This is a genomic window from Sphingobacterium multivorum (assembly GCF_900457465.1).
Taxonomy (GTDB): Bacteria; Bacteroidota; Bacteroidia; order Sphingobacteriales; family Sphingobacteriaceae; genus Sphingobacterium; species Sphingobacterium multivorum.
The window spans coordinates 578,485-600,276 of record NZ_UAUU01000009.1 but is presented as its reverse complement, the minus strand read 5'-3'; the positions used below and the strand labels follow the sequence as shown (position 1 = coordinate 600,276).

The window sequence follows — 21,792 nt, the reverse complement described above, 5'->3', positions numbered from 1 at the left end:
ATTAAAATTCAAAATATTCTTTTGCGTTATTGTAGCTGATATCCTGTATGATTTTCCCGACCCATTCGATATCATTTGGTATTTCTCCTTTTTCGATGTCCTGTCCAAAGATGTCACAGACCAATCTTCTGAAGTATTCATGTCTTGGAAAAGAAAGAAAACTTCTGGAATCGGTCAACATGCCTACAAGACGACTTAACAAACCCATATTCGACAAGGTATTAATCTGTTTTGTCATGCCGTCTTTTTGGTCCAAAAACCACCAAGCTGAACCAAACTGAATTTTTCCTTTGATAGAACCATCATTGAAATTCCCAATCATTGTCGCAATAAGTTCATTGTCGGCTGGATTGAGATTATAGATAATTGTCTTGGTTAGTTTATCTTGGTTATCTAATTTATTCAAAAACTTTGATAATGCACGTCCCTGACTAAAATCCCCAATGGAGTCCCAGCCTGTATCAGGACCGATCAAGCGATGCATGCGGGAGTTATTGTTACGTAAAGCGCCCAAATGGTATTGTTGCACCCAGCCTTTTTCATGATCCCATTCTGCAAAATAGACTAACATGGCCGATTTAAACTTCAGGCTCTCATCAAAAGTTATTTCTTTGCCTGCACGAATTTTATCAAAGATGAATGCGATTTCAGTTTCGGTGTAATCTTCAGCATAGATCTGTTCCAAACCATGATCTGAGACTTTACAGCCGTTGGTCGCAAAGAAGTCGTGCCTTGCCTTCAAGGCCTTGAGGTAGTCGCTTAAACTGCTTATCTGCATATTGCTGACTTCTTCAAGCTTATTGATGTATTGGTTCAATGCAGGCAGGTCATCGCAATTCATTGCTTTATCCGGACGAAATGCCGGAAGCATTTTAAATGATTCACGCTCTTTCGCAAACTGCTGATGAAATTCCAGACTATCGATTGGGTCGTCTGTTGTGCAAACGACTTCAACATGCATCATCTTGAGTAGTCCGCGGACAGAATGACTATCTTGTTGCAGTAAAGCACTGGTATCTGCATAGATCTTGGCCGCGGTTTTTGGAGACAATACATCTGTTATGCCAAAATAGCGTTGTAATTCAAGGTGTGTCCAATGGTGTAGTGGATTACGCAAGGTATAAGGGACAGTTTCTGCCCATTTGATGAATTTTTCTTCATCTGAAGCGTCTCCGGTCACATAATGTTCGTTGACACCGTTGGCACGCATGGCCCTCCATTTGTAATGATCACCATGTAACCAAACCTGACTAATATTATCAAACTTGACATTATTTGCAATCTGTTCCGGGATTAGGTGATTATGGTAATCAATAATCGGCAGATGTTTTGAATAATTATGGTACAGCTCTTCAGCCGTTTTTGTGTTCAATAAAAAGTTGTCGTCTAAAAAAGTTTTCATACAATGTATTGATTTGTAGGTTCATCTGTTTTCTATCCTCTTTTGCTTGTCAAACTTTTTATTGCTGAAGTAATCGGACATAAAAAATGCAAAAAGGGGTGAAAGTACGGTCGCCTGAATTTCCCAAACTGTTTAAATGGTCAATGAAATTACCAATATTCAGGTCATACTTAAAGGAAATTCAATAAAATAAATGCGCAAACGTTATCGGTAGCGTTTAAGGCAATCGGGTTATACCGCATTTTCTACGTTTTCTAAGCACGTTTTCGCTATCGCAGATTGCTTGAAATTTTGAATAAGTCGCGAATAATATGATCTGCTAAAGCGTAATTGTATTGCATATAAAAAGCAATTTCTCTAAGTTTGTTCAACAAATTGCTCAACATGGATATCCAATCACTTTATCAGATTTATAAACAGTATCCGAATATTACAACAGATACACGTAAAATTGAAAAAGATAGTCTATTTTTCGCCTTAAAAGGGGCCAATTTCAATGGGAATACTTTCGCCGAGAAAGCGCTTGAAATGGGTGCTAAATACGTTGTTATTGATGACGAGACCTACCGAAAAGGAGAAGCGTATATTCTTGTTGATGATGTTTTAAAAACATTACAGCAACTAGCGAATTACCACAGACAGCAATTGGATATTCCAGTTATTGGAGTGACGGGAACCAATGGAAAAACCACGACAAAGGAATTGTTGTACGCTGTTGTTTCGCAGAAATACAAGGCCTATGCAACAAAAGGAAATTTGAATAATCATATTGGTGTTCCATTGACATTATTGGCCATAGATAATTCTGTTGAGCTAGCAATCATCGAAATGGGGGCAAATCATTTGGAAGAAATTGCTTTTTTGTGTGGGATTGCCGAACCGACACATGGTTTGATTTCTAACGTTGGCAAAGCACATCTAGAAGGTTTTGGATCTTTTGAAGGAGTAAAGAAAACCAAGGGCGAGCTGTACGATTGGCTGCAGGACCATCAAGGGGTATTATTTTTGCAGGCAGATAACCCACATCTTAAAGAGATGGCTTCCGCCCGCAAGATAGCCAACATTGTCACTTATGGTTTTTCGGAAGGTAATGATGTGATTGGAAAGCTTCTTAGGGCAAATCCCCTTTTGCAAATTGAATGGCACAAGAAAGGCACGGCCGAATCTTATGTTGTCGATACCCATTTAACAGGATCTTATAATACCGAAAACTTTCTTGCAGCTATTGCAGTAGGTTTGCATTTTGGCGTTTCTTCTGCGTCAATCAATCGGGGTATTGAAGGATATACCCCTACGAACAATCGTTCGCAGGTTATGAAAACTGCCCACAATACGCTAATCTGCGATTATTATAATGCAAATGCAACAAGCATGGCTGCTGCATTGGATAATATTCGGATTATTGAAGCGGATAAGAAGGCTATTGTATTGGGTGATATGTTTGAATTGGGGACAGAATCATTTGAAGAACATAAAAAAATTGTCGAGAACGTAAGAGCTATTCCTGCAGATCGCAAAATTTTTGTAGGAAAAGAATTTTTCGCACATCGTTATGAAGGTGGAGCATTTTATGAAACTACTGCCGAAGCAAAACAGGCAATCAGCGGAAATCCTATTGTGGACAGCACGGTCTTATTGAAAGCGTCAAGGGGTATGGCCTTTGAAAATCTGGTCGAACTACTGTAGCCTTTTTAGCTTTATGCTATGCACAACGAGGGGATAAGTTCGGGGTGCGAACATATGGCGACCATGGTGCTCCCGCATTGAATGTACTTAAAAAGTTGGACTCAACGTGGACTCACTGTGGACTTACCGTGGTTGCGGGACGAAGTTGATAGGATGTTGCGGAAACCTTCGTTCCACTGAATCCCGAATGACTCGCCCAGTAGCATCGAGCGAAAGGAAGTGCAAAACAAACAGTTTTGTCATGTAAGGATTAAATAATAAGGAAAATGAGCAAATTCGTTCTACGGAGAAATGATGCTCATTTGGAAAAACGTACCTTTGTTGCATATAATGGATAAAAGACGTTTTTTTTTAGAAATAGCCTATTTTGGACAGGCTTATCATGGTTGGCAAATTCAGAATAATGCAATTTCCGTGCAGGAAGTGCTGAATAAGGCGCTTGAAACCCTGTTGCGGGAACCCATTGAAACAACTGGAGCTGGCCGTACAGATACAGGTGTTCATGCCAAGCAATTGTATGCACATTTCGATGCAGCCCCTGTGGGTATTCTACAAAAAGCTGATCGTTTTATTCATTCGCTCAATGCACTATTGCCCTTTGATGTGGCCGTAAAGCGCCTGATCGAAGTGGAACCCGAAGCACATGCTCGCTTCGATGCGACACAAAGATCCTATGAATACCATCTTCATTTTCATAAAGATCCTTTTATCTATCCCTATTCATGTTTTATGCGCGATCGTCCGGATGTTGAAAAGATGAATGAAGCTGCACAATTTTTATTGGGTAAACAAGATTTCGAATGCTTTAGTAAGTCTCATACGCAGGTGTTTACAAATATTTGCGATATTCGTAGAGCCGAGTGGGTATGGCATACCGAACAACATTTGGTCTTTCATATTACCGCTGATCGCTTTTTGCGCAATATGGTGCGTGCTATTGTGGGTACATCGTTGGAAATAGGCATAAAAGGCAAACCTGTTTCATTTATGCAAGAGGTTATCCAAAGCAAAAACCGGGGGAAGGCAGGTGTTTCCGTGCCGGCACATGGGTTGTATTTAACAGAAGTAGCATATCCTTATATATAGAATTTAACGTGAGTCAAGATAAAATAACTGGTAAAACCTACGATATCAATTTGGTGAAACGCATGAGTCGCTATATGCGTCCATATCATATGGCATTTTGGATATCGGTCGTCCTAACGATATTGCTGGCTGCAGTAGCCCCCGCTTTGCCTATGCTGATCCAGCATACGCTGGATAACTATATCCTAAACTTCGATACCAATGGATTGTCCCTCATGCTGATTGCAATGTTGGCATTGGTCATCCTGCAGACTTTGATCCGTTATTACCATACCTTAATGACAAATACTCTGGGGCAGTCGGTTATCCGTGATATTCGGATTCAGGTATTTAACCACATTGTTCAACTCAGGCTGAAGTATTTTGATCGCACAGCACTGGGAAAATTGATTACCCGTACCATCTCTGATTTGGAGACTCTTTCCAATATTTTTTCTGAAGGTTTGATTCAGATTATCGGCGATTTATTGCAGTTGGTCGTTATTCTGGTTGTGATGTTTTATTCCGATTGGAAGCTGACATTGATTGTTTTAATTCCGATGCCTTTGATGGTGGCAGCGACTTACGTATTTAAAGAGGCGATGAAGTCTGCCTTTATCGATGTGCGGAAATGGGTTTCTAACTTAAATACCTTTTTGCAGGAACACATTACGGGAGTCGGTATTATCCAATATTTTGCGCGTGAAAAGCAGGAAATGGATAAATTTAAGGAAATTAATGCGCAACATCGTAATGCCCATATTCGGACCAATTGGTATTTCTCCATCTTTTTCCCTGTTTTGGAAATTATCATGGCCATTGCTTTGGGATTGTTGGTCTGGTTCGGTTCCAAACAAATTATGGGTGATGTGATCTCTCCGGGTGTAGTGGTGGCCTTTATCATGTATATCAATATGATCTTTAGGCCCATTCGGGAGCTTATTGACAAATTCAATACGCTTCAAATGGGCATGGTTAGCGCTGAACGGATTTTTGAAGTGTTGGATACCGATGAAAAGACTCCAAATTTGGGTACATTGAAACCTGCACACATCAAAGGTGAAATTGCGTTTCGCGATGTTTGGTTCGCCTATAATGAGGAAAACTGGGTCCTAAAGGATGTAAACTTTAATGTTAATCCGGGTGAGACGCTGGCTTTAGTTGGGGCTACTGGTGCTGGAAAATCTTCTACCATCAATATTCTAAGCCGTTTTTATGAAATCAATAAAGGTGAAATTCTGTTGGACGGCCGTAATATCCGCGATTATGATCTCGATTATCTGAGAAATACCATTGCGACGGTATTGCAAGATGTATTCCTCTTCTCGGATAGCGTCATCAATAACATCACATTAGGTGATCCAGCGATATCTAGAGAACAGGTCATTGAAGCCGCAAAAGAAGTGGGGGCACATGATTTTATTATGCGACTACCTGGGGGCTATGATTATGATGTGAAAGAGCGGGGTGCAACCTTATCCGCGGGGCAGGCCCAATTGATTTCTTTTATACGAGCCTTGGTACACGATCCCCGGATTCTAATTTTAGACGAGGCGACATCTTCAGTAGATACCGAAACGGAAGAAATGATCCAGCATGCAATCGATAACCTCATGAAAGGAAGAACATCGATTGTTATTGCCCACCGCTTGTCCACCATTCAGAAGGCGGACAAGATTATTGTGTTGGATAAAGGCGAAATCAAGGAAATTGGAACGCATCAGGAATTGCTATCTTTTGATGGGTATTATAAAAAACTATACGACTTGCAATTTCACTCCGCGGGGATTTAATTAAGCGATTATACTCTCTTTGGGGATCGTTTCTTCATCTTCGATCCGTGTATTTGCTTTAATCTCTGAACCTCGCCCTACGAGAACGTTTGCTCCGATTGAGACATTTGGTCCGATGTTGACAAAATCTTCAATAATGGTATTGCTTTCAATAACAGCAGAACCGGCGATAACGCAATGGTTGCCTATCTGTACATCAGGGGCGATGGAAGCGCCGGGGAGGATAATGGTGCCTTCACCAATCTCCGCTCGTTTTGATACGTAGGCTTTGGGATGGATGAGGGTCTGGTAATTCCAGTCTGCATTTTCCGATACAATCCGTTGGCGAAGGCCTGGGTTCTTGACTGCAATAAAGAAATCTTCCTCCGTGCCTTTTACTTGATGGTGAAGTTGAACCTCATAATCGAATACATCTTCAATGAGCAATGATTTGTCAATAAGACCACCAATTTCAATCGCTAAATCTTCTGCTACATCTACCGCAGTTTTAGCGTGAGCAGTTGCACCGTATATATATAACATGGTATTTTTTTTCGCAAAGATAAAACTTTCTAAAATGAAGCCCTTTAGTATCGTGTAAAAAAATGCAACAAAATATAGGGTTTGATTGTTTTGCTGTTTAATGAGCTGTAAGGTTGATTGTTTTTTCGATCGCAATTATATTGCATCACTTGCGTCCTAAACGTTAAAAAAGCGGCGGTGTTTTGATATAGCAAAGTTGCTATATTTAAATCGCTAAATTTTATTACACCGCCATGGTAAATTTAAACGTTTTTAGTCAGATTTTATCGCTTATCGACCGCGAATTATTCAAGGATTTGGTGGCTAAACATAAGAGTGATAAACATTGCAAAGGGATCAACAGTTGGACGCATCTTGCGAGCATGATATTCTGCCATTTTTCCTCGGCAGATTCAGTTCGGGATATCAGTAATGGCTTGCGCAGTACAACTGGTAATCTGAATCATTTAGGTGTGATTAGAGCTCCTAGTAAGTCTAATATTTCTTATATCAACAAGCATCGCCCCCATGAACTCTTTAAAGATCTATACTTTGCTCTTTTGGACAAGCTCTGGCAAAAGGATACGCATTTTCGCAAAGATCTTACCCAATTGAAGCGAAAGGTTTATCTGATGGATGCCAGCGTGATCCCATTATGTCTATCTCTATTTGACTGGGCTAAATTCAGGAGCACCAAAGGTGCGGTAAAACTTCATACCGTTCTGGATTATGATGGATGCCTACCTGTCTTTATGCAGATTACGGATGGAAAAGTGCATGAGAGCCAGCGTGCGGGTAGCTACAGTTTTCCAAAAGGAAGCGTCGTGGTCGTGGATCGCGGTTACGTGGATTATAGCTGGCTTGGGGATTTGGACAGCACCGGCTGTTACTTCGTTACCAGGAGTAAAACTGGCATGAAGTACAAGGTTATCAAATCATATCAGAGTGAAGCGCTCCTGGAAAAGGGAATCATTAAAGATGAGCTCATTGAGCTTTCTGGCCCTGCCTGCAATAAATACAACGGCAAGCCGCTACGCCTGGTTCACTTTTGGGACAGCACCACGGGCAATGAGTACCATTTTTTGACCAATAATACTGCGTGGAAGGCTTCTGTGGTGGCTAATATATATAAACAGCGCTGGCATATCGAAGTCTTCTTCAAGCATCTAAAGCAGCGCTTAAAAGTATCGACATTCATAGGGACTTCTGAAAATGCAGTGATGATCCAGATCTGGACTTCCCTGATCGGTATATTACTGCTAAAATATCTGCAAAAGAAGGCCAGATATGATTGGAACCTCTCCAATCTGGTGGCATTTATCAGAATGAATATCTTCGTAAAAATTAATATCTGGCAATGGATAGATGATCCCTTTGTAAGGCCTCCGGTCAAAGGGAAAAATGGACAGCTGCACATCTTCCAGGAATGAAAAGTAGGGTCAAAATTCAAATGAGGAAAAAATCTATGTTGGGAACACAGAAACAGCTCCCTAAAATTTATTTAGGACACATGTGATATTGCATATAAAAATCAATTTATCTAAGTTTGTTGGTATACAAAAATTAAACTATGATTCAACGTATCCAAACTGTTTATCTGCTGATAGCAGGATTAGTCATATTCGGCTTGTTTCTATTTCCCTATGTTAATTATAGCGATTTAGTTGGTTTAGGAAAGAATGTGAAGGTGACCGGTGTGTATAGTGTTGCTGCGGGTCAGCCGGTACACGAGGGGGGATTTGGTTATATTCTCCAGACTGTGGCCACCGTATTATTAGGCGGGCTTCCCCTGTTCACGATATTTAAATTTAAAAAGCGTAAAGTCCAACTTTTGCTTATTTGGGTAGAGGTTGTCGCAATTATCTTATTTGCAGTGTGGCTATATTCTTCTGCAAGTACTCATCTCGCTACGGTGAACCAATTTTTGGGTGCTGGGAATATCGGCGTAGGATTCTTTTTGTTGCCTATCTCGATTATTTTCTGTGCGTTAGCCATGGGAGGTGTACGTAAAGATGAAAAGTTGATCCGGTCTGCCGATCGATTGAGGGCATAAATTTGAAAGAATAATCCAATAATAGTTAAAGCCACGAAGACCGTGGCTTTTTTAAATATAATATGATATGAACGTTTTTTTTAGATATGTTGTTGTCTTGATGCTCTTCCTTGTCAGTGGGTTTGTAAAGGCGCAGTCGGCAGATTCATTGTTGGTTGTTGACGATATCCAATTCGATGTAAAGGAATTTCACGTAGATGAGCCTAAGCATGAATTGGTGATCAATTTGTTTGCTATATCGTATAGTAAGAATCCTCGGGAATATAAAATGAACACCTTTTCCACGCAAGTGTTGGATCAGAAGAAACAGCCCCATTTCTTTTCCACGATTCAGATGGGAAATGTATTGGTTAAATTTGAAGATAAGCAGAATTATCTGCACTATTTGCTAGAAGAAGATAAGCCTGTGGATATACAGGTCGTTGTAAAGGATTGGAAGAAAACGGATAAACCGGTTATGGTTAAACTGGTCTTTGAGAGCAGTACAGAAGAGGGGGAGTTTTTGGAGGTTCCTATTTCATTAAAGAAATAATTGATTTTGTCTCTTGACAAAAAAAGCTTCGAAGTTATAACTTCGAAGCTTTTTTTGATTATTCAATATTATCGATTGTATCTGATCTGCTGTTTGTCCATCATGCCCATCTGGTCTTTCATCATTTTGATCTGATCAGCTAACAACTTATTTTTATCTGCTTTTTTAGCTTCTTGAAGAAGTTTTTCGGCTTCACGTTTATTGCGCTTCGCCATGGCTACACCGGCTAGGCTCAATTTTGCTAAGGCGATGTTATGGTCCATATGTAGACCCAATGCCAATGCTTTCTTAAAATATTTTTCAGATTGCATAGGTGCACGTTGTGATTCGATCAGTCCGATCAGCATGTTGTAGTAACCATGCTGTTGTGGGATCAATTGCTTTTCGTAGTTGGTGATTTTACCTAGCCATTTTTCAGCTGCGGCCATATTTTGTTTACGCATATGCCATTGCGCAATCAGCATATATTCATGGAAAAATACAGTAACGAAGCCTAAGATCGTGATCAAGATCCCTAAAATTCCCCATCCCCAATTTCCGGTCCAGAATAAGGCAACTGTTCCGATAAGCAATGCACTGCAAATAATGATTCTAACGAGATTTGACATAAATCTTTGTTTAAAATATTTGTATTCAATTTAATTCTGCAAATATCCGTTAATTTCACCGTTTAAGCAACTCGTTCAGGTTGTTATTTTGTAAAAATGTGTTTTTCTAGAAAATGGTAGCTTTTATGTTAATCGATGTGTTCTGATAATCTTGCTTTGGTATAACGCCGAATAGGTGGGCAGCCGGATAAATTTGCCTTTATATGCAACTTTGTCTATGTTTGAATTATGGAAAAGCAATACGATGATTCTTGGGCTCCTGTGTTAAGGCCTTTGTTCGCTCAGCCCTACATGAAACAGTTATCTACTTTTGTGCAAGCAGAGCGTCAGAAAACGAAAGTGTTTCCACCGGCAGATCTGGTGATGAATGCTTTTAAGCTGACGCCATTGGATCAGGTGAAAGTGGTTATTTTAGGGCAGGATCCTTACCACAATGACGGGCAGGCACATGGGCTGTCTTTTTCAGTTCCGGCAGGGATTGCCTTGCCCCCATCTTTAAAAAATATTTTTAAGGAATTGCAAGATGATATCCCTGGTTTTGTTGCGCCGCATGCTGGCGATTTGACTTCTTGGGCCAAGCAGGGGGTATTATTGTTAAATGCGACCTTGACAGTTCAGGCGCATTTGGCTGGTTCTCATCAAAAGAAAGGCTGGGAGATTTTTACAGACAGTATTATTCATGCCATTTCGGAGCGTTGTGAACATGTGGTGTTTTTGTTGTGGGGAAGTTATGCCCAAAAGAAAAGTGTGCTCATTGATGCGAAGAAGCATCTTATTCTAACGGCGGTTCATCCCTCACCGTTGTCTGTCTATCGTGGTTTTTTTGGTAGTAAGCATTTTTCACGCGCAAACCAGTATTTGACGGCACATGGTAAAACCCCAATTGATTGGCGCCTGATTTAAGTTGTGGCTTGGGTTAAATTTTGCGAAGCGTTTGCTGTCCAATAGCTAAAGTAGATAAACATCATTGCCGGTGATTCGCGCATGGCGCAAATGCGTCCAAGAGCGAGATTCCGGTAATGATATTTTTGATTGGGCTTAATTCCCTCGCTTAATATTCTAAAGGAATAATGGGTTCTTTTTTGCTGGTCGACATAATCATCATGGTTTGGAATGTCTTTACAAAAGGTATTTTGGATATTTTTTCCATGATGACGCCTTCATAAGCTTTGATATCTTTTACGTAAACCTTGAGGATGAAATCACAATTGCCTGTAACGTGATGGCATTCGGTTACTTCAGGTATCATTTTGACTGCAGCTACAAATTCAGGAATAGCGTTGTGGGTATGGAAATCGAGTGAGATCTGTATGAACGACTTGATCCCAAGCCCCAGTTTCTCCTCGTCCACAAAGGCATGGTAACTTTTGATGAAGCCTGAGTTTTCCAGTTTTCGCACACGCTCTAAGGTTGGCGCGGGGGACAGTCCGATGCTAGATGCGAGTTGCAAATTAGTTATACGACCATTCTCTTGTAATAGTTTAAGAATTTTTAAATCTGTTTTATCCGGTGCAAAGGGCATATCTTAAGTCTTAATAATCAATAGTATTTGTAAATATACAAAATTATATTTGGAAATTTAAAAATATACAAAATTATTGGTGATAAATAGATTTTAGTTATATCGTGTTTTTATAATTATAATTTTAATCGATGCAAAATCATTTGACTGTCATAATCGATTGAAATGTGCTCATTTTAATGAAATGGAGTGATAAATGTCATTTTTTTATTAAAAATGCCTTCGTAAGGTGCTATTAAATGCTGTTTTATTGGCTTTGAAATTGTAACTTTGCAGTTCGATAGGTGCGGAGGTGAAGCCCTCCCAAATTAGTTAAACCGTGAGAGCGCAATATGAGTACTAAAGACGACGATTTGTTAAAAGAGCTAGAGCTCGAAGAATATAAATACGGGTTCACGACAGATATCGAAATGGAAATTGCAGCCAAAGGCCTTACTGAGGATACGGTTCGTTTTATTTCGGCAAAAAAGAATGAACCTGAATGGCTATTGGAATGGAGGTTAAAAGCTTTCCGTCATTTCTTGACGTTAAGAATGCCTACTTGGCAGAATTTCAAAGCTCCCGAGATTGATTTTCAAGAGATTTCCTACTATGCAGCCCCGAAAGCAAAACCGCAGCTTAATTCGATGGATGAGGTTGACCCTGAGTTGATTTCCACTTTCGAAAAGTTGGGAATTCCTTTGGATGAGCAAAAAATATTGGCGGGAGTTGTGGCTGTAGATGCTGTCTTCGATTCGGTATCTGTAAAAACAACGTTTCGTGAGAAATTAAAAGAGCAAGGAGTTATTTTCTGTTCATTTGGTGAGGCCGTGCAAGAGCATCCTGACCTGGTGAAAAAATATTTGGGTACAGTGGTTCCGCAGACAGATAACATTTATGCAGCATTAAATTCTGCAGTGTTTTCGGATGGATCCTTTGTTTACGTTCCAAAAGGCGTTAGATGTCCAATGGAATTGTCTACCTATTTCCGTATCAATGCACAGAATACTGGGCAATTCGAACGCACGTTGATCATTGCGGATGAGGGGGCTTATGTTTCTTATTTGGAGGGATGTACTGCACCTATGCGTGATGAAAACCAGCTGCATGCGGCAGTGGTTGAATTGATTGCCGAACGTGATGCTGATATTAAATATTCTACCGTTCAAAACTGGTACCCTGGTGATAAGAAGGAAAAGGTGGTATTTATAACTTTGTAACCAAGCGTGGAATCTGTAAGGGCGATAACAGTAAAATCTCCTGGACACAGGTAGAAACCGGTTCTGCAATTACATGGAAATACCCGGGTGTGATTTTAAAGGGTGATAACTCTATTGGTGAGTTTTACTCTGTAGCCATGACGCGTAATCATCAGGTAGCTGATACAGGAACGAAGATGGTTCATTTGGGTAAAAACACAAAATCTAAAATTATTTCTAAAGGTATCTCCGCCGGTAAGAGCCACAACAGTTATAGAGGTTTAGTGAAATCGGTCCAAATGCCGACAACTCGCGTAACTTTACACAATGTGACTCCTTATTGATCGGTGATAAATGTGGGGCACATACATTCCCTTACATCGAAAATAGAAATAAGACGGCCAAATTAGAGCATGAGGCGACTACTTCCAAAATCGGTGAGGACCAGGTATTCTATTTGAATCAACGGGGTATCGATTCTGAGAAAGCTGTTGGTTTAATTGTCAACGGGTATGCAAAAGAAGTATTAAATCAATTGCCGATGGAGTTTGCTGTAGAGGCTCAAAAATTATTGGCAATTTCATTAGAAGGTTCAGTAGGATAGATAAAAAATCATTGGGAATGTAGTTTAAGTCGCTACATTATACCATACTCAATACGAATAAAATGTTAAGCATTAAAAATTTACATGCGTCTGTAGAAGACAAACAAATATTAAAAGGGTTAAACCTAGAAGTAAAAGCTGGCGAAGTTCATGCGATTATGGGACCAAATGGTGCTGGTAAAAGTACATTAGGGAATGTATTAGCAGGACGTGAATCCTATGAGGTAAGTGAAGGTTCCGCACTATTGGACGGTGTGGATTTATTGGATCTTTCCCCTGAAGACCGTGCGCGTGAAGGGCTGTTTTTGGCTTTTCAATATCCTGTTGAGATTCCGGGCGTATCGAATATCAATTTCTTGAAAACGGCTGTAAATGATATTCGTGAGTACAAAGGTCTTCCGCCAATGGAAGCGAAGGAATTTTTACAAATGGTAAAAGACAAGCAAAAATTGGTTGAGTTTTCAGCTAATTTGGCTAACCGCTCTTTAAATGAAGGATTCTCCGGTGGTGAGAAAAAGCGTAACGAAATTTTTCAATTGGCGATGTTGAACCCGAAATTATCTATTTTGGATGAGACAGATTCTGGTTTGGATATCGATGCACTTCGTATCGTTGCAAATGGTGTGAATCAATTGCGCTCTAAAGACAATGCTTTTATTGTTATTACACACTACCAACGTTTGTTGGATTATATCGTTCCAGATTTTGTTCACGTATTGTATAATGGCCGTATCGTGAAATCGGGACCTAAAGAATTAGCTTTGGAGCTCGAAGAAAAAGGATACGATTGGTTAAAAGAATATGATACACAAAACGCCTAATCTTTTACCTGAGTAAATAGGATTAGAGGAGAATTTTGGCGATTTGATTAAAAAATAACATGAGTACATTAGTTTCAGAATCATTACTTCAACAAGTGTTGGGAGCTTTCAAAGAGCAAGGCGTTTCAGACGAACCTTCGTTTTTCGTGGAAGCCCGCCAACTTGCATTCGAGCGTTTCGAAGCAGCAGGCTTTCCCACCGTTAAGAATGAAGAATGGAAATATACAAACATCCACAGTATTATCAATAAGCCTTATGCGCTTGATGTCGATGTGGATATCGAAGGCTTAGACTTTAGTGCAGGTGAGATTCCGCAGTTGGATGCCTACCGCATTATTTTGGTGAATGGTCAGTATGTATTAGCAGTAAGTGAATTAGAAAATGTAAAGGGACTGTCGGTTATTCCAATGGATGAAGCCACTTCAGAGCCTGCATTTGAGTCCCATTTTGCTAAATATGCGGATAAGTCAGACAATATTATGGTCGCTTTGAATACGGCTGCTTTTACCAATGGTGTTTTTATCCATTTGAAAAAGGGAGTTGTACTTGATAAACCAATACAGATTATTCACGTCGCTACAGGGAAAGAGGATTTCTTTGCACAAACACGTAATTTGATCGTTGTCGAGCCAAATGCAGAACTTGAATTGATCGAAAGCTTTATCACTGCAGAAGGTACCGCAAATAATGTGCACAATAAGGTCTCTGAGATTATCGTCAAAGAGAATGCTAAAGTACAACATTATTATTTGCAGCTCGCGGAATCTGTAAGCCGTTACTTTAATCATACAGAGGTATATCAAGAAAAATACAGTCTTTACAATAATTACAACTGTAATTTTCCAGGCGCTTCGTTTATCCGTAACAATATCAACGTCCGTTTGGATGCCGAGCATGTGGAGAGCCATTTATATGGAATCAACTTAACGGCTGCCGATCAATTGGTCGATAATCATACCATCGTAGACCACCTGAAACCACATTGTGAGTCCTATGAATGGTATAAAAATATTACACAGGACAAGTCCGTTGCGGTTTTCAATGGAAAAATCTTTGTGCGCGAGGATGCGCAGAAAACGAATGCTTTTCAACAGAATAATAATATGTTGATGTCAGACAATTCGGCGGTTTATACCAAACCACAGTTGGAAATCTTTGCCGATGACGTAAAATGTTCACACGGGTGTACCATCGGTCAGTTTGATAATGAAGCGCTGTTTTATCTGAGAGCAAGAGGAATTGGCGAAGAGTCTGCCCGTATCCTGTTGGTGCACGCATTTGCATTTGACGTAACGACACGTTTCTCAAATGAGGTTGTTCGCAAATATGTTGAAGAGCTTGTAGAAGAAAACCTAAGAACAAATTAAATCCATTTAGGATCATATAGCTTTTAAATATGGCGTTTACTGAATAGGTAAACGCCATTTTTTTTCATAGACCAATACATCATAGCCTTCGTATCAAGCGCCAAGTTGCGTCTTGTTGCTCTTGCTTGGACGGAAGAGCGTTTAATCGTATTGGGAGAAGCGCTTAAAGTTATCATTGTTTGCTGTAGGGTAGACCCTAGTAATTTTGGATATCAACTTCGTCATTTTCACGGTATAACAACGGATCTTAATCGGAGCTACAACGCTATTTGTTCGCTCACAACCGAAGAAGCACCGAACAAGTACCGAACAAGCTCCGAAGAAGCACCGAGGAAGCTTCGAATGGAACCAACGTTGAAACTAATCCGTTCTTGGTACTTGCTTTAAATTGTGCTAATAATTTTTTCGGCAATTTTAGTTAAAATCAAACAAAGATAAAGGTGATGAAGGGCTGAAATGTAGGGAATAACAGAGCACTATTAAACGAAAAAAGCTTCCAAATTTTGGAAGCTTTTTTGAGCGAAAGACGAGATTCGAACTCGCGACCCCAACCTTGGCAAGGTTGTGCTCTACCAACTGAGCTACTTTCGCGTTGATGTTACAAAAGTAAGGCATTTATTCGTATTCTGCAAGAGGAAAAGCAAAAAATATTAACTTAAATTGATCGCATCAACACAATTAATACCGTCTATAGCCGCCGAAATGATACCGCCGGCATAACCTGCCCCTTCACCACAAGGGTAAAGTCCTTTGACCTGAGGGTGTTGTAAATCTTCTTTATTTCTAGGAATCCGAATCGGTGAAGATGTACGTGACTCTACACCGACTAAAATGGCTTCATTGGTATAATACCCTTTCATCTTTTTGCCAAAGATGGGCAACGCACCGCGTAATGCTTCGTGAACAAAAACAGGTAGCACTTCGGTGAGATCTGCAGATGCTGTTCCGGGCTTGTACGAGTTTTCTGGCAGATCCATAGATACACGTCCTTCGACAAAGTCGACCATGCGTTGCGCCGGAGCAACGAGCTTACCGCCACCTACGGCAAAAGCCTTTCGTTCGATCTCTTTCTGAAAATTCAGTAATGCAAATGGATCCTTATGTGCATTGGCAACGTCCTCAAGGTTGATCTGAATAACGGTGCCTGAATTGGCGTGCGGATTATTTCGTTTGGATGGTGACCATCCGTTGACAACGATTTCATCTAAATCTGTTGCACAGGGAGCAATGACGCCGCCTGGGCACATGCAGAATGAAAATACACCACGGTCATTCACCTGTTCAACCAGGCTATAATAGGCTGGCGGCAAATGCTCGCTTCTTACCTGGCAGTGGTATTGCGCCTGATCAATGATTGCCTGCGGGTGCTCGATACGCACGCCCAAAGCAAATGCTTTGGCTTCGATCAGCCAATTGTTGCGATGAAAAAGCTCGAAAATATCCCGCGCAGAGTGCCCTGTTGCTACAATGACATGATCTGCCTTAATTTCTTCACCATTGGCTAATTTGACACCGCGTACTTGACCGAAGGATTCTAAAATGTCATCGACACGTTGGTCAAAATGAAATTCGCCCCCAAATTCAAGGACGCTCTCGCGCATGGCTTCAATAATATGCGGCAATTTATTTGTACCGATATGTGGGCGCGCATTGACCAGAATATCCGTCGTTGCCCCATGGGAAACGAAAAGTCTGAGTACTTTGTCTACGTCACCTCGCTTATTGGAACGTGTATATAATTTTCCGTCTGAGTACGTTCCAGCTCCACCTTCGCCAAAGCAGTAGTTTGACTCAGGGTTTACGATGCCTTCCCGGTTCAACTTAGCTAGATCGCGTCTACGGTCTTGGACCTTTTTACCGCGTTCGATTACAATTGGTTTGAGACCACGTTCAATACAGCGTATTGCTGCAAACAGGCCGGCAGGGCCCGCGCCAATAATAATAACGGGTTTTCCGTCTTTAACGGACTTAAAATTATTTTCGTAGATTTCTGGAACAGGAAGCTCGTCAATGTAGTAAATAACCCGAGCTCGATAAACAACCTGCTTGCTTCGGGCATCAATGGAACGTTTGCGGATTTTATAACCTTTGACTTGTTGAGGTTGGACTTTCAGGGCTTTGATCCCTTGCTGTAGAATATACTGATCGTCCTCGATTCTTTCTGGAAGTATCGCAATTTCAATTTCTTTTTGCATAGTATAAGGGCTGGGTTTTTATCCCAAAACCGGGACAAAGTTAATGAATATTGGCTATTTGGAGATTTGGAAATAAAAATATTCTTATCTTAGTAAGAGCTTGGTATATGCTTTGATAGTGTAACCGTATAATTTGAATAGTATTTAATTCTTTGAACAATGAAAATTAAAAGATTTTTGGTCGCCCTATGTGGTTTATTTGCATTAGTATCATTAAACTCCTGTGGCTACAATACGATGGTCTCACAAGATGAGAATGTTAAAGGAAAATGGGCACAAGTTGAAAATGCGTATCAACGTCGTGCGGATCTAGTTCCAAATTTGGTTAATACGGTAAAAGGAGCGGCAAAACACGAAGAAAGTACATTGACAGCTGTTGTAGAGGCACGAGCTAAAGCTACTTCGGTGACGATTAATGCCGATGACTTGTCTGAGGAGAATATTGCCAAGTTTCAAAAAGTTCAGGATGAATTCAGCGGTTCGTTGAGTCGTCTTTTGGCGTCTGTTGAAGCTTATCCTGATTTGAAAGCCAATCAGAACTTTTTGGAATTACAAGCACAGCTGGAAGGTACTGAAAATCGTATTTCAACAGAACGTAGATCTTACAATGAAGCGGTACAGCAATATAATACCACCGTACGTAGCTTCCCGAATAATTTAATGGCGGGGATGTTCGGATTTAAGGCAAAAGGTACATTTACTGCGGCCCCAGGTTCGGATAAAGCGCCAACGGTATCATTCTAACAGCAAATTGTTAGGAATGAACAGGATGATGGATGATGCGGCTTTCGTAGAAGCACATCATCCATTTTTTTATCGTGTTTTAATTAGTTTAGACCCTTTGAATCTGGAATAACCGGTATGGTAATCTAGTTTTGGAGTGCAAACGTATACAAACTATGGCATTAAATTCTGAAGAACAAGAGAAGATCGTTCACGCTATTAATGTAGCTGAAAATGAGACTTCTGGTGAGATTCGTGTAGTGGTCGAAAATCATTGCCCCGACGAGGTACATGATCGTGCAACCTATTATTTTTCCAAATTGGGCATGCATAAGACTACATTGAAAAATGGTGTTCTTATCTATATCGCGCTGGAAGACCATAAATTTTCCATTATCGGCGATAAGGGAATTCACCAACGTGTAGAAGGTGATTTTTGGAACAGTACCAAAGATCTAATGGTGGCGGAGTTTCGGGTGGATCGCATTGTTGAGGGCTTGGTCAAGGGGATCGAACATGCGGGTAAACAATTGGCAAAATTCTTCCCGCGTGAACACGATGACATCAACGAGCTTCCAAATGATATTGTTTTTGGAGACCGTTAGTTGTTAAGTGACTAGAAACAGTCCCGAAAAGCTATTTCCTGTCTCACAAATAAACTGATAAAGATCGTGATAAACCCGATTTCGGGATTCACCGAACGCCATTTGCATGAAAACTGCTCAAGGCAAATAAAAATGAATAAAAGAGAATTATAGGATGAAATTTGTATCGAGATTATTTTCTCGGGTTCGGATCCCTGCTATGGCTATGTTGCTTTGTTTGCTGTCGGTAGCCACAGTATTGGGTCAAGATTTCCCAGAAACATCAAATAGGCTTGTCAATGATTATACAAACACATTGACCGCAAGTCAGAAGCAATTATTGGAGCAGAAGCTATTGGCATTTGAGGATTCCGCATCTACGCAGATTGCAGTGGTTATGATGAATTCTACCGGTGGCTATGATATTTCTGATTATGCGGTTCGTTTAGCGAAAAAATGGGGTATTGGGAATAAAAAGTATAATAACGGTATTCTGTTGTTGGTCGCTCTGGGAGATCGGGCGGTGACTATTCAAACAGGTTATGGCATAGAGGGCGCTGTCCCGGATGCCATTGCATATCGTATTATTGAAAATGATATCAAGCCGGCTTTTCGTCAGGGCGATTACTACAAAGGAGTGGACGATGCGACCAGTTCCTTAATTTCCTACACAAAAGGTGAGTACAAAGCTGATCCAAAACAACCGAAAGGAAAGGGATCAGGTTCGGTGATGTTTGTTGTTATTATTGTGATAGTCTTGGTTGTTCTTTTCTCCAATCGCGGTGGACGAGGTGGTGGCGGTGGTGGCCGTGTGATGAATGGACGCGGCGCTTCTGATATCTTTTGGTGGACATTGCTGAATGGTCTTGGCGGCGGTGGCGGCCGAGGTGGCGGCGGTGGCTTCGGCGGAGGCTCTGGTGGCGGATTTGGCGGTTTCGGTGGCGGTGATTTTGGTGGTGGCGGTGCTTCCGGACGTTGGTAACATCTTTGCTAAATAATGTTAAATAGGACGACAGTGAAACGGAAATGTTTTACATTTATGGGAAGTATATAATTATGAAAAAGGGAATATTAATGGGTTTAAGCTTTTTACCAGCCTTGTTAATGGCACAAGAAAGCTTCACGGTTACAGGAAAAGTAAACACGACGTCAGACAAAGCGAAAGTGTTTATGCAGTATGCTGCGAATGGCACTCGTCAGACTGATTCAGCAACGGTCGTAAAAGGCGAATTTAAGTTCAACGGACAGGTAGCTACACCAACAAAAGGTATGATGATCTATTCGCCGGAGGGCTTAACTTTTGCAGAACTTAGAAATAGTCAAAAGCAACCTGAGACAGCACAGTTATATCTTTCTAAAGGCGTTATCAAAGTCGATGCTACCAAAGGGTTTAAAAATGCAACGGTCTCAGGTACGGCGCTTAATGACGATCTGACGCAGTACAAGGCTTTTGTGAAACCGCATACGGATGCGTTCGAGGCATTGAACCAACAATATTATGCGGCTTCGGAGACGCAAAAACAGGATCCTAAATTCATCGAAGGCTTACAAAAACAAGCTGGTGAGATTTCCGAAAAAATGGAAAAAGCAGATGCTGAATTTATTAACAAAAACCCAAAAAGCTGGTATACGTTGGATTTGTTGTCTGAGAATGTCAGCGGTGAAAACGTCAATGAATATGTAGCTTCTTTTGAGAAAATGTCTCCTGAACTGAAAGATTCTGAAAAAGGGAAGGAATTGGCTGAGCGTATCCAGAAATTGAAAGCAGTAGCTGTTGGTTCGGTAGCTCCTGATTTCACATTGCCAGACACAACAGGAAAGAATATTTCCTTATCTTCCTTAAGAGGAAAATATGTTTTGTTGGATTTTTGGGCAAGTTGGTGTGGTCCTTGTCGTCATGAGAACCCGAATGTCGTTGCGGCTTTCAATAAATTTAAAGATAAAGGATTTACCGTGTTTGGTGTTTCTTTAGACAATCCCGGTAAAAAAGATGCTTGGGTGAAAGCTATCCATGATGATAATTTACAACAATGGCCACACGTTTCAGATCTACAGGGCTGGAAATCAGCTCCGGTAAAATTGTACGAAGTACGTGGTATTCCGCAAAACTTCCTCATTGATCCTTCTGGTAAAATTGTCGCATCAAATTTAAGAGGTGAGGCTTTGGATGCGAAGTTAGCTGAATTGCTAAAGTAAACTGATATTTAGTTGCCATTGGGCATGAATAACCCCTAATTGTTATACTCATGTGAACTGAGTCTGCAATTAGGGGTTTCTTTTTATAGTCGTCCTCATCCAATCGCTTTTTGGCGCCGCGACTAATTGACGACTCTAAAAGGGGAATAGCGTGACGACTGCAAAACATTGAATGAATTCGCTAACTTCGTCTGCTGCTCTAGCGAATGATTTCATGAAACCGCCATATCCTCGTAACAGCGGGATTAGGGATGATGAATCCTAGGTATTTAAACATGGTGATCAATGGGATTTCTAGCGCTATTGGGGTTATAAAATTGTAAAGATGAAGAAAACAGTAATTTTGGGTATATTCTTGGGGACGGTGATTGCTTCCTGCGGTGGCGATCAAGATAAGGGAATTCCTGTTGTCAACCTAGAGGCGTTGCATGCCATACCTTTGGATCACCCGATTGATCAATTGGCTAAAGACACGACATTTATCGATGTTACGTTGCCGCCTAATGCCCGGATCGATCAGTTGTCACAACAGGAGCTGGGTCAACTAAAGGCTGCGGCATATCGTTTTTATCAGCATGTTACACTGGAAAATAATCAATACCGTGTTGATCTTAAAGATCCAAAGGTCCTACACCTATCGGAACAGGTTATTAAGGCATATGAACAGGCGATCAGCAATACGAATCATTTTGCGGACTCGATGGCCAAAGCTGGTCAGGCCATTCAGTTGCCGCCGGTATCTGAAGAATACCGCAATAATTTGCTTAAATAACAACTGGGATTGATATGGAGCTCATGTACGCTTATGGAATATGACCGTTCGGGTATCAGGCCTTTACAAAGAATTTGAACAAATCAAGAAACACAAGGCATAAAAAAAGAAGCTGTCTCAAATTTATTGAGGCAGCTTTTTTATTAAATATGGCTATGCGATAGATTTGTGAGTTGTTTGTTGATTATTT

19 protein-coding genes, 1 tRNA gene and 1 pseudogene are annotated in these 21,792 nt (G+C 40.7%); 15 read left to right on the top strand and 6 right to left on the bottom strand.

Annotated elements, in window-relative coordinates:
- Window position 1: 1 nt before the first annotated feature.
- Window positions 2–1,402 carry a glucuronate isomerase gene (gene uxaC / locus DTA23_RS14125; protein ID WP_070561475.1) on the bottom strand — a complete coding sequence of 467 codons (1,401 nt, stop codon included), beginning with the start codon at window positions 1,400–1,402 and terminating at the stop codon, window positions 2–4.
- A gap of 384 nt (window positions 1,403–1,786) precedes the next feature.
- On the opposite strand from uxaC, the gene DTA23_RS14120 reads away from it, so the two are divergent.
- The 3 genes from DTA23_RS14120 to DTA23_RS14110 all read left to right on the top strand — a co-directional run bounded on the left by DTA23_RS14120 (window position 1,787) and on the right by DTA23_RS14110 (window position 5,946).
- Window positions 1,787–3,088 carry a UDP-N-acetylmuramoyl-tripeptide--D-alanyl-D-alanine ligase gene (locus DTA23_RS14120; protein WP_112375083.1) on the top strand — a complete coding sequence of 434 codons (1,302 nt, stop codon included), beginning with the start codon at window positions 1,787–1,789 and terminating at the stop codon, window positions 3,086–3,088.
- A gap of 330 nt (window positions 3,089–3,418) precedes the next feature.
- Entirely contained in the window at window positions 3,419–4,174 is a 756-nt protein-coding gene (truA, locus tag DTA23_RS14115; protein ID WP_112375082.1) for a tRNA pseudouridine(38-40) synthase TruA, read from the top strand.
- An 8-nt stretch (window positions 4,175–4,182) separates the two neighbouring features.
- The gene (locus tag DTA23_RS14110; protein WP_070561471.1) at window positions 4,183–5,946 is read left to right on the top strand and encodes an ABC transporter ATP-binding protein; all 1,764 of its coding nucleotides are present in this window, start codon (window positions 4,183–4,185) and stop codon (window positions 5,944–5,946) included.
- Here DTA23_RS14110 and DTA23_RS14105 read toward each other — a convergent pair whose 3' ends face one another.
- Entirely contained in the window at window positions 5,947–6,468 is a 522-nt protein-coding gene (locus tag DTA23_RS14105) for a PglD-related sugar-binding protein (protein WP_070561469.1), read from the bottom strand. It lies immediately after the preceding gene.
- 233 nt (window positions 6,469–6,701) lie between these two features.
- On the opposite strand from DTA23_RS14105, the gene DTA23_RS14100 reads away from it, so the two are divergent.
- From DTA23_RS14100 to DTA23_RS14090, 3 genes are all read left to right on the top strand, one after another.
- On the top strand, window positions 6,702–7,877 hold the full coding sequence (locus DTA23_RS14100) for an IS4 family transposase (RefSeq protein ID WP_112374126.1): 1,176 nt from the start codon (window positions 6,702–6,704) through the stop codon (window positions 7,875–7,877).
- A gap of 140 nt (window positions 7,878–8,017) precedes the next feature.
- Window positions 8,018–8,500, top strand: a complete 483-nt coding sequence (locus DTA23_RS14095; RefSeq protein WP_112375080.1) for a DUF4293 domain-containing protein — start codon at window positions 8,018–8,020, stop codon at window positions 8,498–8,500.
- A 67-nt stretch (window positions 8,501–8,567) separates the two neighbouring features.
- Window positions 8,568–9,032, top strand: a complete 465-nt coding sequence (locus DTA23_RS14090) for a hypothetical protein (RefSeq protein WP_239468775.1) — start codon at window positions 8,568–8,570, stop codon at window positions 9,030–9,032.
- A 68-nt stretch (window positions 9,033–9,100) separates the two neighbouring features.
- Here DTA23_RS14090 and DTA23_RS14085 read toward each other — a convergent pair whose 3' ends face one another.
- A complete protein-coding gene (locus tag DTA23_RS14085; protein WP_046673115.1) occupies window positions 9,101–9,640 on the bottom strand; it encodes a tetratricopeptide repeat protein in 540 nt (179 codons plus the stop codon).
- Window positions 9,641–9,868: 228 nt separating this feature from the next.
- On the opposite strand from DTA23_RS14085, the gene ung reads away from it, so the two are divergent.
- Complete coding sequence (gene ung / locus DTA23_RS14080) at window positions 9,869–10,543, top strand: uracil-DNA glycosylase (protein WP_070561461.1); 675 nt, start codon at window positions 9,869–9,871, stop codon at window positions 10,541–10,543.
- A 148-nt stretch (window positions 10,544–10,691) separates the two neighbouring features.
- On the opposite strand, the gene DTA23_RS14075 is transcribed toward ung, so the two are convergent.
- Complete coding sequence (locus DTA23_RS14075) at window positions 10,692–11,162, bottom strand: Lrp/AsnC family transcriptional regulator (RefSeq protein WP_046673117.1); 471 nt, start codon at window positions 11,160–11,162, stop codon at window positions 10,692–10,694.
- A gap of 332 nt (window positions 11,163–11,494) precedes the next feature.
- On the opposite strand from DTA23_RS14075, the pseudogene sufB reads away from it, so the two are divergent.
- The 3 genes and pseudogenes from sufB to sufD all read left to right on the top strand — a co-directional run bounded on the left by sufB (window position 11,495) and on the right by sufD (window position 15,132).
- Window positions 11,495–12,944: pseudogene (gene sufB, locus DTA23_RS30440) on the top strand (Fe-S cluster assembly protein SufB).
- A gap of 62 nt (window positions 12,945–13,006) precedes the next feature.
- Window positions 13,007–13,765, top strand: a complete 759-nt coding sequence (sufC, locus tag DTA23_RS14065) for a Fe-S cluster assembly ATPase SufC (protein WP_046673119.1) — start codon at window positions 13,007–13,009, stop codon at window positions 13,763–13,765.
- A 59-nt stretch (window positions 13,766–13,824) separates the two neighbouring features.
- Window positions 13,825–15,132: a Fe-S cluster assembly protein SufD gene (gene sufD, locus DTA23_RS14060; protein ID WP_070561457.1), complete on the top strand. Its 1,308-nt coding sequence runs from the start codon at window positions 13,825–13,827 to the stop codon at window positions 15,130–15,132.
- 518 nt (window positions 15,133–15,650) lie between these two features.
- On the opposite strand, the gene DTA23_RS14055 is transcribed toward sufD, so the two are convergent.
- Window positions 15,651–15,723: transfer RNA gene (locus DTA23_RS14055), tRNA-Gly, on the bottom strand.
- Window positions 15,724–15,782: 59 nt separating this feature from the next.
- A complete protein-coding gene (locus DTA23_RS14050) occupies window positions 15,783–17,327 on the bottom strand; it encodes an NAD(P)/FAD-dependent oxidoreductase (protein ID WP_070561455.1) in 1,545 nt (514 codons plus the stop codon).
- Window positions 17,328–17,492: 165 nt separating this feature from the next.
- Here DTA23_RS14050 and DTA23_RS14045 point away from each other — a divergent pair, with 165 nt between their 5' ends.
- The 5 genes from DTA23_RS14045 to DTA23_RS14025 all read left to right on the top strand — a co-directional run bounded on the left by DTA23_RS14045 (window position 17,493) and on the right by DTA23_RS14025 (window position 21,602).
- Entirely contained in the window at window positions 17,493–18,071 is a 579-nt protein-coding gene (locus DTA23_RS14045) for a LemA family protein (RefSeq protein WP_046673163.1), read from the top strand.
- A 155-nt stretch (window positions 18,072–18,226) separates the two neighbouring features.
- Window positions 18,227–18,655 carry a TPM domain-containing protein gene (locus tag DTA23_RS14040; RefSeq protein ID WP_070561453.1) on the top strand — a complete coding sequence of 143 codons (429 nt, stop codon included), beginning with the start codon at window positions 18,227–18,229 and terminating at the stop codon, window positions 18,653–18,655.
- Between the two features lie 199 nt (window positions 18,656–18,854).
- Window positions 18,855–19,616 carry a TPM domain-containing protein gene (locus DTA23_RS14035; protein WP_046673124.1) on the top strand — a complete coding sequence of 254 codons (762 nt, stop codon included), beginning with the start codon at window positions 18,855–18,857 and terminating at the stop codon, window positions 19,614–19,616.
- 74 nt (window positions 19,617–19,690) lie between these two features.
- Entirely contained in the window at window positions 19,691–20,830 is a 1,140-nt protein-coding gene (locus tag DTA23_RS14030) for a TlpA disulfide reductase family protein (RefSeq protein WP_070561522.1), read from the top strand.
- A gap of 325 nt (window positions 20,831–21,155) precedes the next feature.
- The gene (locus DTA23_RS14025; protein WP_070561451.1) at window positions 21,156–21,602 is read left to right on the top strand and encodes a hypothetical protein; all 447 of its coding nucleotides are present in this window, start codon (window positions 21,156–21,158) and stop codon (window positions 21,600–21,602) included.
- The last annotated feature ends 190 nt before the right edge of the window (window positions 21,603–21,792 follow it).